Raw genomic sequence first — 14,290 nt, forward strand, 5'->3', positions numbered from 1 at the left:
ATAAAGCCAGCAGTCAACATTTTCATTATATTTAGAATAACCTACGCTTAACGCTCTCCCCTTCTATCAGATACAGCTTTCGATACTCACAACTGGCTGATCGCGACAAACACTCTTACATTCCTACTCATCAAAGAGCGTACGATATTTTATTCATTATTCTCGACTAATCATCTGGATAAGGCTCATCATTTATGGCAAAAAATAAAAGCAGTTATGTCTGTCAGAATTGCGGCGCGCATTTTGGCAAATGGGCAGGGCAGTGTACAGATTGCGGCGAATGGAATAGCTTGGTAGAAGCGCCAAATGTCAGTATGCCGCATCACAATAAAAATACCGCCAAGCCTAATGCCGGCCGATCCACTTCTCGTAGTACTGCTGCACCAGTTGGTAACTACTCTGGCACTCACAGCGCAGTTATGCCACTTAACGCAGTCAGTGTGACGCTAGACACACGCTTGCCAACAGGCATTAGCGAGTTTGATCGTGTGCTGGGTGGCGGATTGGTAGCTGGTTCTGTCGTACTAATCGGTGGTGACCCGGGTATTGGTAAGTCAACCATATTGTTGCAGACAGCGACTAATATGGCACGTGCCGATTCTTTGGCAGGTAGCGCGCTTTATGTGACTGGCGAAGAGTCACTTGCACAAGTAGCTATGCGTGCCAAACGCTTAGATTTACCTGCTGATAGACTTCGCGTACTCGCAGAAACCAATGTAGAAACCATTTGTGCGGCCTTGACCCAAGAGCAGCCAGCCATCGCTATTATTGACTCTATCCAGACTATTTATACTGACGCCATCAATTCTGCACCAGGCGGCGTCAGTCAAATCAGAGAGTCTGCCGCGATCTTAACGCGCTATGCAAAGCAAACAGGTACAGCGCTATTTTTAGTGGGACATGTGACGAAAGAAGGCACTTTAGCAGGCCCACGTGTACTTGAGCATATGGTCGATACGGTATTGTATTTTGAAGGTCAGTCTGACTCACGTTTTCGGATGATTCGTGCAGTCAAAAACCGTTTTGGTGCGGTTAATGAGCTGGGTATTTTTGGCATGACTGACATGGGACTCAAAGAAGTTGCCAACCCATCAGCGATATTTTTGAGCCGTTATGATAAGCCCGTTGCTGGATCTGTTGTTATGGTTAGCCGTGAAGGGACTAGGCCATTACTGGTTGAAGTGCAAGCGTTGGTGGATGACTCCCAAGGACAGCCTAGACGCATGGCGTTGGGTTTGGACTTCCAGCGTTTGTCCATGCTACTAGCAGTGATGCATCGTCACGGTGGTATTCATACCAGTGGACAAGACGTCTATGTCAACGTTGTTGGTGGCGTCAAAGTCATAGAGACTGGATCTGATTTGGCAGTGTTGTTGGCATGTGCCTCAAGCATCAAAGAAAAGCCATTACCATCGTCATTAGCAGTGTTTGGTGAGGTCGGTTTATCTGGTGAAATCCGTCCAGTACCGAATGGTCAAGAACGCTTGAAAGAAGCAATGAAGCATGGTTTTAAACATGCGATTATTCCAAAGGCCAATGCACCTGCTAAAGGAGCTCCTCAGTTTAAGGGTATCAATGTGATTGCTGTTGAACGTCTTGACGATGCCATCGAAAGTGCGTTTGAGTTATAACCAATCTTGAAAAGTATAAAGATTTGATCAAAAAGCCCTTAACTCATGATAAGTTAAGGGCTTTTTTATATGCTATAAGTTTTAAAACTAAGGTCCTGAAACACGCTCAATAGCGACATTACCGACACCTTTATTAGTGATACCTAGGCGCTTAGCTGCACCATACGATAAATCTAATACGCGGTTGCCATGGAATGGACCACGATCGTTCACTTTTACTACAACGCTTTTACCGTTAGTTTTATTAGTGACTTTAACATAGCAGTTGAGTGGTAATGAGCGATGTGCTGCCGTCAAACCATTCATATCAAAAGTTTCACCACTAGCAGTTTTACGACCATGAAACTTACGACCGTACCAAGAGGCAAGACCAGTTTGCTTAAATTTACTAACAGAATTAGAGGCTACTGCGGTTAGACGCTCTAACACATCTTCATCATTAGTGACTTGAGTGGTATCACTCGCTAATAGTGAACTACTAAGTGCTAATGAAGTAGGCTGACGTGCTGATTTGACCAAACTTGATGCACCATCATGCTGACGGCTAAGCTCACCAAGTACACGATCGATATGGGAGGCGTTATCTTGTGAAATCATCGCAAGGGAGGTTTTTGCTTCTACAGCATTTACATTTGTAGCAACTGCAGAGCCAGCGAATAAAACTGCCGACATTGTAAGTAAACCAGATAAACGCTTATTCATAAATACCTCTATAACTTATACACCAAAACCTAACTCTAAATTTTTAGATTGAGTATGACAGCGTTAGACCAATCTAACAGTGAATCAAACTCTAGAATCTTTATATTAATCTATTGTTTTGATAGCGATTAATATTTAGGGCGAGACTCTTACAGGTTTCAATATATGGTAATTTTTCATTTTATGATCATAAGTAGCGGTAGTAATGACCGTAGTTACTTAGAACATGCTTAAATGATAGTCAGCGATATTCATTGAGTACTTATTTTTAACTTAGAGAGTAAGTACCAATGTCACTATATGTCGTATCTATAAAACTTCCGATATACAAACTTTCTGATATTGCTAAAGTAATGAAGGGTTTAAAAGTTTTTGCGTGATGCTTTGTTATTAAACCGTTAATTAAGTAGTGTATTTGAAAGTCTGAAATCTACAAGATGCTAACTATACGACCAATCTACAACCAAAGTATAATTAAATGCAAATTTTGTTAGTGGCTATGTACGGGTTATGTATCAAAGTACAGTAAAACGAGGTTAACGCAATTTTTTGTAAAAAACAAGAAATAAAATATTTCAGCCTTGATTTGCAATTCATTTTGGTTAAAAAAATCACTGCTAATGACAGTATGATACAAGTAATTAAATAACAATACTTTTATGTCTCATGACAGCATTTTGATAGGCTGGTCATGAATGGGGATTATGTAGTATCTATTAAAAGTAACAAAATATTAATAGTAGCAAAATCGCTGATACTTTGATTTAATCTAAACTTTGTTGTCATTAGTCATGCGAGAGTGCTTTATTTTATGCTCAGTGTTTTTGAGAGATATAAATGATGTGTGTTTGTCATATTTCAATGATAATTTACTAATGTTTTATATATAAGGTATTGTTTATCAGTGTTTTTAACCAGATTTGTGAGTGTGAATCGACATCAATAAGCCAAAACCTGCCATCAAAGTCACGATAGCGGTACCACCATAGCTGATGAAAGGAAGGGTACGCCAACAACAGGTAAAATACCGCCAACCATACCGACATTGACGAATATATAAACGAAGAAAGACATGGCAATAGCGCCCGCAAGCAGCCTGCTATAAATGTCAGGATGGGTGAAAGCGATATACAAGGCACGCGACAAAAGGCAAAAGTAAATAAACATCAGCAGCATGACACCTAGTAAACCAAATTCTTCAGAAAAAGCTGCAATAATAAAGTCAGTATGACCTTCTGGTAAAAAATGCAGATGCGACTGTGTGCCTTCTAAATACCCTTTGCCAGTGAGCCCGCCTGACCCAATGGCGGTCTTTGATTGGATAATATTCCACCCAGCACCTTGTACATCGGCTTCAGGATTGAGTAAGGTTAGGACGCGCGTACGCTGATAATCATGCAACAAAAGTTCCAAGCAAACGCAATAAAAGGTATCGCTAAAATCACAGCAGCAGAAATCAGACGCCAAGACAGACCCGCCAAGAACAGCACAAAAATGCCACTAGCAGCGACTAAAAGCGAAGTGCCAAGATCAGGCTCTTTTGCAATCAGCAATACAGGAACGATAATCAATGCCAGAGTGATGGCAATACTGGACGGTGATGGCGGAAGATCACGCTTGGACAAAAACCAAGCACACATCATCGGCATACCAAGCTTCATAAACTCAGACGGCTGCACACTACCAAACCCAGGTAAGTTGATCCAGCGCTGAGCACCCATACGCACTTCACCAATGATATCAACCAATACCAATAATATAAGACCTAATACATAAAACACAGGCGTAAAGGTACGGTAAAGGCTTGGCGGTATTTGTGCCATCGCAAACATTACGGTGAATGCCACACCGTAACTTACCATCTGACGTATGACCATGCCGATGTCTTGACTGGCAGCACTATATAAAATCGTCAGGCCAATGCAGCAAACCGTTAACAAAAGCAAGGTCAACCACGGATCGATGTGAATACGTTGCCAGATCGTCGGTGCATGACCTTGGCCTAAGTGATGGCTCTGACGTGAAAAACGGTATTGCGGGTTAGAAGACATAGGCAAAGTTTGGCTAGCAGTTGGAGTAAAAGGGAGAGGTTCTCTAAGCTGTCTTATATAAAATATGTGATGAGTATTTGACGGTCTCTATTCTAATAGAAGCTCACGGACAAAAACAAGCAGATACTTAACATCTAGGCAATAAAGTCACGTAATTATAAAAGTGATAAGGATAAGTGTTAATTACGAATATCCTGCCTCAGATTAGAGGCGATAGTTTAGCCTGCTTGCTGAAAATTTGATAGTATCGATAAAACGTTTTAGCGGTAGATTCCTGCAATGATAAAATCAAAAAACCATAACTATGGACAAATCCAGAAGCCTATTCTTGCACTGGTTGTTTGTATGAGTAGCATCAATGTTCATGCCGCTATTATAACTGATAGTAGTGAACGCCGTATCGAAGTGCGTCAAGGCAGTGGCGACACTAGCAATGCTTATATATCGCCTTCTAACAATGTCTCTAGTCAGCGCCCCTGGTGTCACTATGTTAAGTGGCGCAAATGCATCAAATGGCGATAGTATGCAAAGCTTGATTGCACAAAAGCAGCGTGATTTTGAAATTGATGCCAGTCTGTCTATCGAGGAAAACAAACGCGTCAATGTGAATCAACGAAGACCGACTTATAATACAACTTACCGTAATAACAGCTACAGCACAACGAATAACACCTATAATAGTGCTAATAACGATCTTACGAGCATGGACTTTAATGCATGGCTCAACAGTAACAGTTACCGTGCTAGGCAAGTAGCCGAATATCAGCGCTATTTGAGCGCACGTGTGGGTGCACAAAATGTACCACCACTGTCTCAGCTACTTACCACCGCGCGCAGCTGGGACAAATGCGGTTATGAGCCTTATCAGCTGCCACCGCGAGAGTTGTGGGCCAATATCGTGCCAACACTACACCTCTATAGTGAGCTAAAAATCAAGGCATTTTGCCTTTAAGTACTGAGATACGCTCGGTGTATCGTAGCCCTGGGCTGAACGACTGTGCTGGCGGTGCTGGCAGTAGCAAGCATATGAATGCAAGTGCCATGGATATTTGGGTGCCAGAGTACGAAGACAACCTATGGCGCCTCAGTACGATGCAGGATGGCTTGTGCCAGTTTTGGCAATATCAAGGACAGTCTTACAACTTTGGCTTGGGTTTATATGCCACAGGTGCGATTCATCTAGATACCGATGGTTATCGTAAATGGGGTTTTAACCATACCAGTAGTAGCTCTTATTGTCGCTATTAGATAGCTAAGGGTTAACGCGTCATAAGCAAGCGCACACTCAAATTAGTGACAATAAAAAAACGAGAAACAGTATAATATCGCTTATAAATTTTACAGCTAAATGATTGGTAGGGATGAGCTGGCTAGACGCGCAAGTTCACCAAAAAAATGTTTGGAATTTAATATTTATGTTCTAATATGAATATTTTCATTTACTATCTTTATATCCTTATCACTCTTCAAGGAAGAAGATTATGGTTATTATAAGCGGGATTTATGACAAAGCAGCATTCAGCAGTTGCAAGATGCAGTAAATCGAATGAAAGGAAACAACGTTTTTTCGCTCAAAATATATTTACACCACGTTAATAGGAATGGCATCATTTTCCATATTATTGGTGAGTGCCTGCAGTCCAGAACCCTATCCTGAAAACAGCTCGCTGGTGACAGATAAAACTGCGCTAACACGTGATAGCATCGCACAAAATTCTGAAAACATTGAAGACAGTATTAGAAACTCTTATGCTCGTTTGGCCTCAGAGCGCGCTGATGTATGCCCAAAGTTGATAGAAGAACAGGGTAGTCAGGTTATTGAGCGCGTTGCAGAAGTAATGGTAAACGATTATTGTGACTATTTCCTATATCCTCGAGAGGGTCAGCATATTTCAGTCGCCACCAACAATCGCCAAATCGAAGCCTTACTTATAGTTCCCGCGCTACATAACTTTGCTAATGGTGGTTATAAGGTCATGTCTTACGACAAGCATATCATTCGACTGAGCTATAATGGTGCCACCTATAAGCCTCAAAACCCTCAATTACGACATCGTAATGACCATTTCTGATAACTCTGATAAAGAGTATTCGTAGTCTTTTTGATAGCACAAGTCAGTCACAAGATAATAAGCACATGAGTGATGAGTCGGGCATACTGAATCGCTCATCACTCACGCTATTTGTTATCTAACTGAGTGAATTTAACCTAGCTTATTTCCCTCTTGTTATTTGGTCGTTTTTGTCGTAGCTTCTATCCCCTTCCAAGGATCGTCTTGCCCAACTGTCACGATTAAAAAGTTATCCGGATTTAAGGTATCGCGCAGCGTTTTGTTGACCCCCTGACAGCGTGACTTGATCAATACGGTTGACATAATCGGCCAAGTAAGTGTTTGGCAATTGATAGAAATTCATCATTCCTAACAACCCATTGATCCCTGCGTTACTTGCAAAACCCATCGGGAAGCTATTTTTGAGATTGTCTTTGGTCAGGCGTATCTCGTCCTGAGTGACTCCTTTTTCTAACGTGTCATCGATAACCGCTAAGCTTGCATCGATTGCCGCACGTGCTTTGTCATTACGTGTCGAAAAGCCAATCTGATAAGGCCCGCGTGCTAGCATCGGATTCATTGATCCTGAAATACCGTAGGTGTACCCGAGATTTTGTCTAATCTCAGTCATCAAACGGGCATTAAAGTCACCACCTGCCATTACCTCGTTACCAACCGCAAAATTGGTTTGCTGCTGCTGGGCTGTTGGATTGGTTGCACGTTTACTGCCTAATTGTCCCATCAATACGGTAGTTTGGGTACTTGGGAAGGGAATATGAATGTGCTGTGATTTAGTGAGAGGTTTAGGCTCAGGTAAATCAGCGGCAGCTTGACCAGCAGATAGTTTAGTCGTGATATCTTCAGCCAGTTTTTTCGCCTGTACCAAGGTCAGATTGCCTGTCATAGCGATAGAGGCATTTGCCGCCACTAAATACCGATTTTTAAAGTCTATCAGCTGTTGCTTCTGGATAGTTGGCACGCTCTCTAGCGTACCGACTGAGGGATGAGCGTAAGGATGACTGCCGTATAAAGCCTTATCAAAGGCAATACTGGCAAGACTGCCAGGGTCTTGTTTTTGCTGCTGTAAGCCAACGAGTAATCGTGACTTGTTACGTGCTAATACCTCGTCATTAAACGTAGGCTCACTCACCATTTGCGTCATCAAATCAACAGCTGGTAACAGGTGTTTATCGTCTGATAAGCTGCGTAGCGAAACAATGAACATATCCTTATAGGCACTACTGCCCAGATTGATGCCTAGTGTTTCAACAGCACGCGTGAACGCATCTTCATCTAAGCTTTTGGAGCCCTGCTCAAGCATCGTTGCGGTCATGTTGGCGATGCCAAAACCGTCTTTACTGATGCTGCCATCACGGGCACTACCAGCATTGAAACGTAAGTCCACATCGACGATCGGTAAGGCTGTGGTCTGAACGAACATGACAGGAACGCCAGCTTTGGTCTTAAACTCTTGAATCGTTGGCACTGTGACTTTTAAAGATTTGGCATCATCGATACTGGTAAGTTTAGATAAAGCTGCAATCGGCGCACTTGCATCAACAGCAGTAGGGGCTCGGTAATCTTCAGCGCCTGTAGTGTCGGCTTGGGCAGTATTAGCCAATATACTCAACGCAAAAACTATGCTGGTACTAAGGTATGATAGCTTTTTTAATGGGAGATTAGATGATGTAGAGGGCAAAGCATTACTCAAAGATTTGTGTGTTGCTTGAGAGTTATATTTATTCTGAAACATGATGTTCTTCTTATTAAGAATACGGTTATATCGTCGCTTTTATGAAACGTTCTGATAACAGGCAGTATTTATTGTGCTTTGGTAGTGTTCTCTTTCGGGGGCACAATATGCATCACCGTTAAGTTGTCCTTAACCAAATACTTCTTACTGGCAGCCTGAATGTCAGCGACACTGATACCATCTAGTTTGGTTGGTAACTTAGCAAGTAATCTGTCATCTAGCCCGATAGACTGTAGTGAGCCGATCATACGTGCTTGTCCCTTCCATGCTATCTTGTGCATATACTAGGCCAGTGACGGCATTGGTCTTGGCGCGACTGATTTCATCGGCAGCAATGGGATCGGTTTTGAGTTTTTCTATCTCTGATATTATGGCTTGTTGCGCTTGCTCTAAACTGACACCTTCACGTGGTGTCGCTTGAATCATAAATAGCCCATCGCCGCGATCTAACAAATCGTAAGAAGTACCAACCGTGGTCAGTAGACCTTGCTCACGTATCAATCGACTCTCCAAGCGTGCAGATAGACCGCCATCGAGTACGTCTTGAGCAAGCGAGAGGGCGTAAGCCTGTTTTTCATTGTTTGCGCCTGCTGTCACTAGGCTAGGTACGTTGTAACCCATAAGTAGGACGGGCACTTGCACCGCTTGCTCAGAGTCTACTTTTGATAACCACGAAAGCCTTTTTGAGTGACAGCGTTACGCTTAGGTACGTTGCTTGGCGCCAGCTCACCAAAATAGCGTTTGACTTGAGTGAGTACTTCTTGTGGTTGCACATCGCCGACGATGACTAAAGTAGCATTATTGGGTGCATACCATGTCTTGTACCAGTCTTTTAGATCCGAGAGTTTGATGGATTCTAGCTCACTCATGGGCCCAATGACAGATTCACCCTTTGGACTGTTAGGCAATGCTAGCAAACGAAATAATTCGTAAGCTTTGGCAAGGGGATTGTCATCAGTACGCTGACGTCGCTCTTCCATGACGACTTGGTGCTCTTTGGTAAACTCTTTGTCATTGAAGGTGAGGGTTTTTCATTCGATCTGCTTCAAGCTCTAACGCCAACGGCATACGATTGGCAGGAAATAGCTCGTAGTAGCCCGTATAATCATAGCTGGTAAAAGCATTGTTAACCCCGCCAAACTTGGCAATCAACCGCTCGTAATCATCACTTGAAACATCAGGAGTGCCTTTAAACATCATATGCTCAAGTAAGTGAGAGATGCCGCCTTTATCCAGCGGCTCATCTGCCGAGCCCACCCGATACCAAATCTGGGTCATGGCGACGGGTGCACGGTGGTCTTCTTTTATGACCACTTTTAGGCCATTTTCTAACTGGTATTCATGTCGACCTGACATATCCATTGTCAAAGCAGAGGGCTTTGCCTCATCAGTTGTTTTATTTTTACTAAATGCGCTTTGAGATGACCCATCTGTCGTGACCGTATTTTTTGTAGTGGTAGTCGTGCTAGAAGGTAATGCGGTGGTTTGACAGGCAGAAAATAATGTTGCCACCGTTAGAGCACAGGCGATACGTAATGGCGTAGTAGTGAGCGTTGAAGACAATGGCATGGTATGGTCTACTTATATAAAATAATGACTGAAGTGATGGACGTAATCATAGCAATACAATGCATCACAGTGATGTCTGTGTGCCAACCATGACACTAGCGGTCGGTCTAATATCTTGCGTCGTATTGCAACCTGCCACAGATAATACAGTTGTCGTTAGCAAAATCGCCACACTGATATTGGCAATGCTTTTATAGTGTTTAGAGAGTGATGACATAAGCGTTTCCTAATAAGAATTTTTAGATGAGTCTTGGTAGAGTAGGCGAAGTCTTGCAAGGAACAAGTCAGAATTTTGTGTCCAAACCTTAAGCAAAACTCTCTCAAATCATTATGTGATTTTTTGAGCAGATAATTTTTGACGACAGTCTACTATGGTAAGGGCTAAGCGCGACTTGAATTATGCTAAAATAGGCTAAAGTCCATGGTCATATAGCTGGCAAGCTTATGACAATCTAAAAATCCATTTACAATAAACAAATAATTAATAGCGATAACTTTTAGGGCAAACTTATGAATAACCCAAACAATAGCAACCGTGTGGTCATCAATCTTGATGATGGTCTCGATGATTTAGATGACGATGATATTACCTTACCCAGTCTACCGGTGCAATCGGTGCCAATCATTGATGAAACAGAGCGTGCTGCGCTACAAAGGGATAATACGGCAAATCCAGATGTCTCAAACAATCAGGCAGCAGAAAATATTGCTTTGGCCACGCCAATTGTTATGACAGAAGAGCATAACGTCCCTAAAGGTGCCTCTGAGAGCTTTTCAAGTGCTAAAGAGACAGGCACTACGAGCAAACCTAGCACTGCGACAACCATTCCTGCCATGCCATTACAAGAGCAACTTGGGGATACACCAAGGGTAAGTCCAGTCGCTAGCAGCAATACCCAAGCAGCCACGCCACAAGAGCCTGCTGCAGAGCCACCAGAAAATAAGAAAAAAGGCAGCTGGTTTAACCGTATGAAGACGGGGCTGAGTAAGTCACGTAAAAATTTGGCCGAAGGGATGGTCAGCATACTTATCGGTGGTAAAGAGATCGATGACGAGCTGTTAGAAGAGGTCGAAGATCAGTTATTGGTTGCTGATATCGGCGTTAATGCAACCAACCGTATCATCAAGAACCTGACCGAGCAGACTGCCCGTGGTGACTTGATTTATGCTCACTCACTCTATAAAGCCTTGCAAAGTGAGCTGGTTGATATCCTAACGCCTAAGGTTGAGCCGCTGGTGATCGATACCAGCAAAAAACCATTTGTTATCTTAGTTGTGGGTGTCAATGGTGTTGGCAAAACCACAACCATCGGTAAGCTCGCCAAGCGCTTACAAGGTGAGGGTAAATCAGTCATGCTAGCGGCAGGGGATACTTTTCGCGCGGCTGCCACCGAGCAGCTACAGATTTGGGGCGAGCGTAATCATATCCCAGTGGTGGCACAAGGTCATGGCTCTGATAGTGCTTCTGTCATTTTTGATGCGATGCAATCTGCCAAAGCAAAAAATATCGACGTACTCATAGCAGATACCGCTGGCCGTCTACAAAACAAGACACATTTGATGGCAGAGTTAGAGAAAGTGGTGCGCGTGATGCGTAAAGCTGATCCAAGCGCTCCGCATGAAGGTATGATCGTACTCGATGCTGGCACGGGTCAAAATGCCATTAACCAAGTTGAGCTATTTAACAAGATTGTACCATTGACAGGTATCACCATTACGAAGCTAGATGGTACGGCAAAGGTGGCGTGGTGTTTAACATTGCCGAAACGACAGACGTGCCTATCCGCTATATTGGTGTGGGTGAGTCGATTGATGACTTGCGCGCCTTTAGTCCGAAACAGTTTGTCGCCGCTTTGTTTGAGACAGATGACAAAGAGTAGAACCGCTATTTGTAACGGCTAAACAATCTTTAAAATAATTTGGAAATCAAAGCCATGATAGTGACCGAAGCATCTTTTGGATCGTATCGATTAACGCTCATTGCCCGTCTCGATGAGCATGACCAGCCTGTGCTCGTTGAAGCCAACTGGCTGCTGCCCGGTAATACTTGGCACAGCTCAAAATCTGTCCCCAAGCTTAAAAAATATTATGGCCTGACAGATGAAGACTTTACCTTTATAAACAGCAATAGCCTAAGCATGAAAGAGCCTACTCAAGCTTTACTGATAGAAACGATTTTCCAACTCAAAGATTATGCTGCTGGTAAACGCAAGACATTGGACTTGCCCTTAGATTTTTCTATGGGTACTGAGTTTCAACAAAGCGTATGGCGGGCACTACAAGAGATTGGCTATGGCGAAACCATCAGCTATGCCACCCTCGCGCAGCGTGTTAATAGCCCGAAGGGGTTCCGCGCGGTTGCACAGGCTAATGGCAAAAATCCTTTTAGTATCATTGTGCCTTGTCACCGAGTGATTGCAAGCGACGGTAAGCTTGGCGGTTATACAGGTGGATTAGATAAGAAGGAATATCTGCTGGCGCTTGAAGGGGTTAGGTGTAGAACGTAAAGATAAATATAACGCTTCAACTATTGAATGAGTGAGCAGAAAAAAGCACCAAACCGACAATTGATTGGTGCTTTTTCTGGGGGTGTTCTTGCCAGTATTTAGTTATTAAGCTGGCTATCCCTCAAGCTGCGCCATGACGTCAGCAGAGAAGTTCACGTTAGTATAAACTTCTTGCACATCATCCGCATCTTCTAACATATCGATCATCTTTAGGATTTTTTCAGCATCTTCCACATTGTCGATTTCAGCCGTGGTAGATGGTGACATGGTGACTTCAGCATTGTCAGAGACAAGACCAGCAGCGTTAAGCGCGTCTTGAACTTGACCGAAAGTTTCCCACTCAGTGATGACAAGCAAGCTTTCACCATCGTTTTCGATATCAACGGCGCCCGCATCTAGTGCCACCATCATGACTTCATCTTCTAGGCTTACATCATTAAAAGTGATCTCGCCGCGTTTGGTAAACAGATAAGCCACTGAACCTGAAGTACCAAGATTGCCATCACATTTGGTAAAGGCGTGACGGACTTCACTGACCGTACGATTGAGGTTATCAGTCATGGTTTCGACCAGTACCGCTACACCGCCGACACCGTAGCCTTCGTAACTGACTTCTTCCATTTTTTCATTATCACCGCCGCCTGTACCACGGTCGACAGCACGGTTGATCGTGTCGCGAGTCATATTGACTGATAGCGCTTTTTCGATAACAGCACGTAAGCGCGGGTTTTTGTCAGGGTCGGGGTCGCCTTGTTTGGCAGCTGAGACGATTTCACGAATAATTTTGGTAAATATTTTACCTTTTACTGCATCCTGACGGGCTTTACGGTGTTTAATATTTGCCCATTTTGAATGGCCTGCCATATAACATCCTTAAGGTTTACGTATTATTTTTTATGTGCAAGAAGGCGATGAATTACAGCCTTCGATGTCTGATCACCTTGTTTTATACTATCATTATTTTGTCTATATCAGGTAATAGCGCTACTTGCACGTTAACGATTTGTATGTTGTTGAGAGTGCTTTTTTGCTACACTGTGGCAAATTATAGATTGTATTCACTGTGATAAGTGAGCAATATTATAAACCAGTTTTAACTATTTTGACCAACTTGCCCTTATCCATCACATTTTAAGTCATGGAACGCTATCAAGCCATTGATTTTATAAAGTTACTGATTCTATGAAGCGACCAACTGCTGAAGCCCTAACACACTTGCGTAACCGTACGCATATTATTATTGAAGGTACAGATACCCGTTTGGGTAAGCTCTTTGATATTGTATTATTGATTGCGATTTTGACCAGTGTGGCTGTCGTCATGCTTGATAGTGTGTTGTACATGCGCTTGCAATATGGCACGTTGTTTTTTTTATGCAGAGTGGTTTTTTACGATTCTATTTACCATTGAGTATGCACTAAGGTTGTTTTCAGCACCCAATCGCTTGCGCTATGCGTTTAGTTTTTTTGGCATAGTGGATTTGTTGTCTGTTTTGCCAAGCTATCTCAGCTTACTATTTGTAGGTGTGCAGTATCTACTTGTCATACGAGTGCTACGTATCTTACGTGTATTCCGTGTCCTAAAACTTAAAGCCTATATGCAACAAGCAGGTTTTTTGGCTTCTGCACTCAAAACCAGTCAGCAGAAAATTACCGTTTTCTTCTTGTCGCTTGTGCTATTGGTAACCATCTTTGGTTCAATCATTTACGTAGTAGAGGGGCCTGAGAACGGGTTTACTAGTATTCCATTGTCTATCTATTGGGCGGTCGTCACGATGACGACAGTTGGCTATGGTGATATGTCGCCCAAGACGCCGTTAGGCCAAGCAATTGCAACCATGGTTATGATCACAGGTTATTCGATTATCGCTGTACCGACAGGTATTTTTACCTCTGAGCTGGCTCGTAATATGCGTCCGCAGCTTAATCCTGTCACTTGTCCGAACTGTGGTAAATTCGGTCATGCAGTGGGCGCAGACTTTTGCGATCGCTGCGGGCACGCGCTCCACATTTAATGACAGGTTTGA

Annotated in this window: 10 protein-coding genes and 4 pseudogenes; 8 read left to right on the forward strand and 6 right to left on the reverse strand. The window is 43.1% G+C overall.

Features of this window, described 5'->3' with window-relative positions:
• Positions 1-194 precede the first annotated feature (194 nt).
• On the forward strand, positions 195-1,631 hold the full coding sequence (radA, locus tag PKHYL_RS07435; RefSeq protein WP_240366385.1) for a DNA repair protein RadA: 1,437 nt from the start codon (positions 195-197) through the stop codon (positions 1,629-1,631).
• An 87-nt stretch (positions 1,632-1,718) separates the two neighbouring features.
• On the opposite strand, the gene PKHYL_RS07440 is transcribed toward radA, so the two are convergent.
• Positions 1,719-2,333, reverse strand: a complete 615-nt coding sequence (locus PKHYL_RS07440; protein WP_071001681.1) for a septal ring lytic transglycosylase RlpA family protein — start codon at positions 2,331-2,333, stop codon at positions 1,719-1,721.
• Positions 2,334-3,243: 910 nt separating this feature from the next.
• Positions 3,244-4,384 (reverse strand): annotated as a pseudogene (rodA, locus tag PKHYL_RS07445) (rod shape-determining protein RodA).
• 345 nt (positions 4,385-4,729) lie between these two features.
• Between rodA and PKHYL_RS07450 the strand changes: the two are divergent.
• From PKHYL_RS07450 to PKHYL_RS07465, 4 genes are all read left to right on the forward strand, one after another.
• On the forward strand, positions 4,730-4,906 hold the full coding sequence (locus tag PKHYL_RS07450) for a hypothetical protein (protein WP_240366386.1): 177 nt from the start codon (positions 4,730-4,732) through the stop codon (positions 4,904-4,906).
• Complete coding sequence (locus tag PKHYL_RS07455; RefSeq protein WP_240366387.1) at positions 4,872-5,336, forward strand: hypothetical protein; 465 nt, start codon at positions 4,872-4,874, stop codon at positions 5,334-5,336. Before PKHYL_RS07450 ends, PKHYL_RS07455 begins: the two co-directional genes overlap by 35 nt.
• Complete coding sequence (locus tag PKHYL_RS07460) at positions 5,327-5,632, forward strand: D-Ala-D-Ala carboxypeptidase family metallohydrolase (protein ID WP_240366388.1); 306 nt, start codon at positions 5,327-5,329, stop codon at positions 5,630-5,632. The genes PKHYL_RS07455 and PKHYL_RS07460 overlap by 10 nt, the downstream gene beginning before the upstream one ends.
• A gap of 353 nt (positions 5,633-5,985) precedes the next feature.
• Positions 5,986-6,456 carry a hypothetical protein gene (locus PKHYL_RS07465; protein ID WP_240366389.1) on the forward strand — a complete coding sequence of 157 codons (471 nt, stop codon included), beginning with the start codon at positions 5,986-5,988 and terminating at the stop codon, positions 6,454-6,456.
• A gap of 229 nt (positions 6,457-6,685) precedes the next feature.
• Here the strand turns inward: PKHYL_RS07465 and PKHYL_RS07470 are convergent, their stop codons facing one another.
• The 3 genes and pseudogenes from PKHYL_RS07470 to PKHYL_RS07480 all read right to left on the reverse strand — a co-directional run bounded on the left by PKHYL_RS07470 (position 6,686) and on the right by PKHYL_RS07480 (position 9,974).
• Entirely contained in the window at positions 6,686-8,065 is a 1,380-nt protein-coding gene (locus PKHYL_RS07470) for a M16 family metallopeptidase (RefSeq protein WP_240366390.1), read from the reverse strand.
• Positions 8,066-8,256: 191 nt separating this feature from the next.
• Positions 8,257-9,757, reverse strand: a pseudogene (locus PKHYL_RS07475) (M16 family metallopeptidase).
• A gap of 64 nt (positions 9,758-9,821) precedes the next feature.
• Positions 9,822-9,974 (reverse strand): hypothetical protein, encoded by a 153-nt coding sequence (locus tag PKHYL_RS07480; RefSeq protein WP_186474399.1) that lies wholly within the window; start codon positions 9,972-9,974, stop codon positions 9,822-9,824.
• 617 nt (positions 9,975-10,591) lie between these two features.
• Between PKHYL_RS07480 and ftsY the strand changes: the two are divergent.
• Positions 10,592-11,637: pseudogene (gene ftsY, locus PKHYL_RS07485) on the forward strand (signal recognition particle-docking protein FtsY).
• 54 nt (positions 11,638-11,691) lie between these two features.
• Positions 11,692-12,264 carry a methylated-DNA--[protein]-cysteine S-methyltransferase gene (locus PKHYL_RS07490; RefSeq protein ID WP_240366391.1) on the forward strand — a complete coding sequence of 191 codons (573 nt, stop codon included), beginning with the start codon at positions 11,692-11,694 and terminating at the stop codon, positions 12,262-12,264.
• 114 nt (positions 12,265-12,378) lie between these two features.
• Here PKHYL_RS07490 and PKHYL_RS07495 read toward each other — a convergent pair whose 3' ends face one another.
• Positions 12,379-13,128: a YebC/PmpR family DNA-binding transcriptional regulator gene (locus tag PKHYL_RS07495; protein ID WP_093070005.1), complete on the reverse strand. Its 750-nt coding sequence runs from the start codon at positions 13,126-13,128 to the stop codon at positions 12,379-12,381.
• Positions 13,129-13,446: 318 nt separating this feature from the next.
• Between PKHYL_RS07495 and PKHYL_RS07505 the strand changes: the two are divergent.
• Positions 13,447-14,278, forward strand: a pseudogene (locus tag PKHYL_RS07505) (ion transporter).
• Positions 14,279-14,290 lie beyond the last annotated feature (12 nt).

The sequence above is a fragment of the Psychrobacter sp. KH172YL61 genome, assembly GCF_007182895.1.
Classification (GTDB): domain Bacteria; phylum Pseudomonadota; class Gammaproteobacteria; order Pseudomonadales; family Moraxellaceae; genus Psychrobacter; species Psychrobacter pacificensis.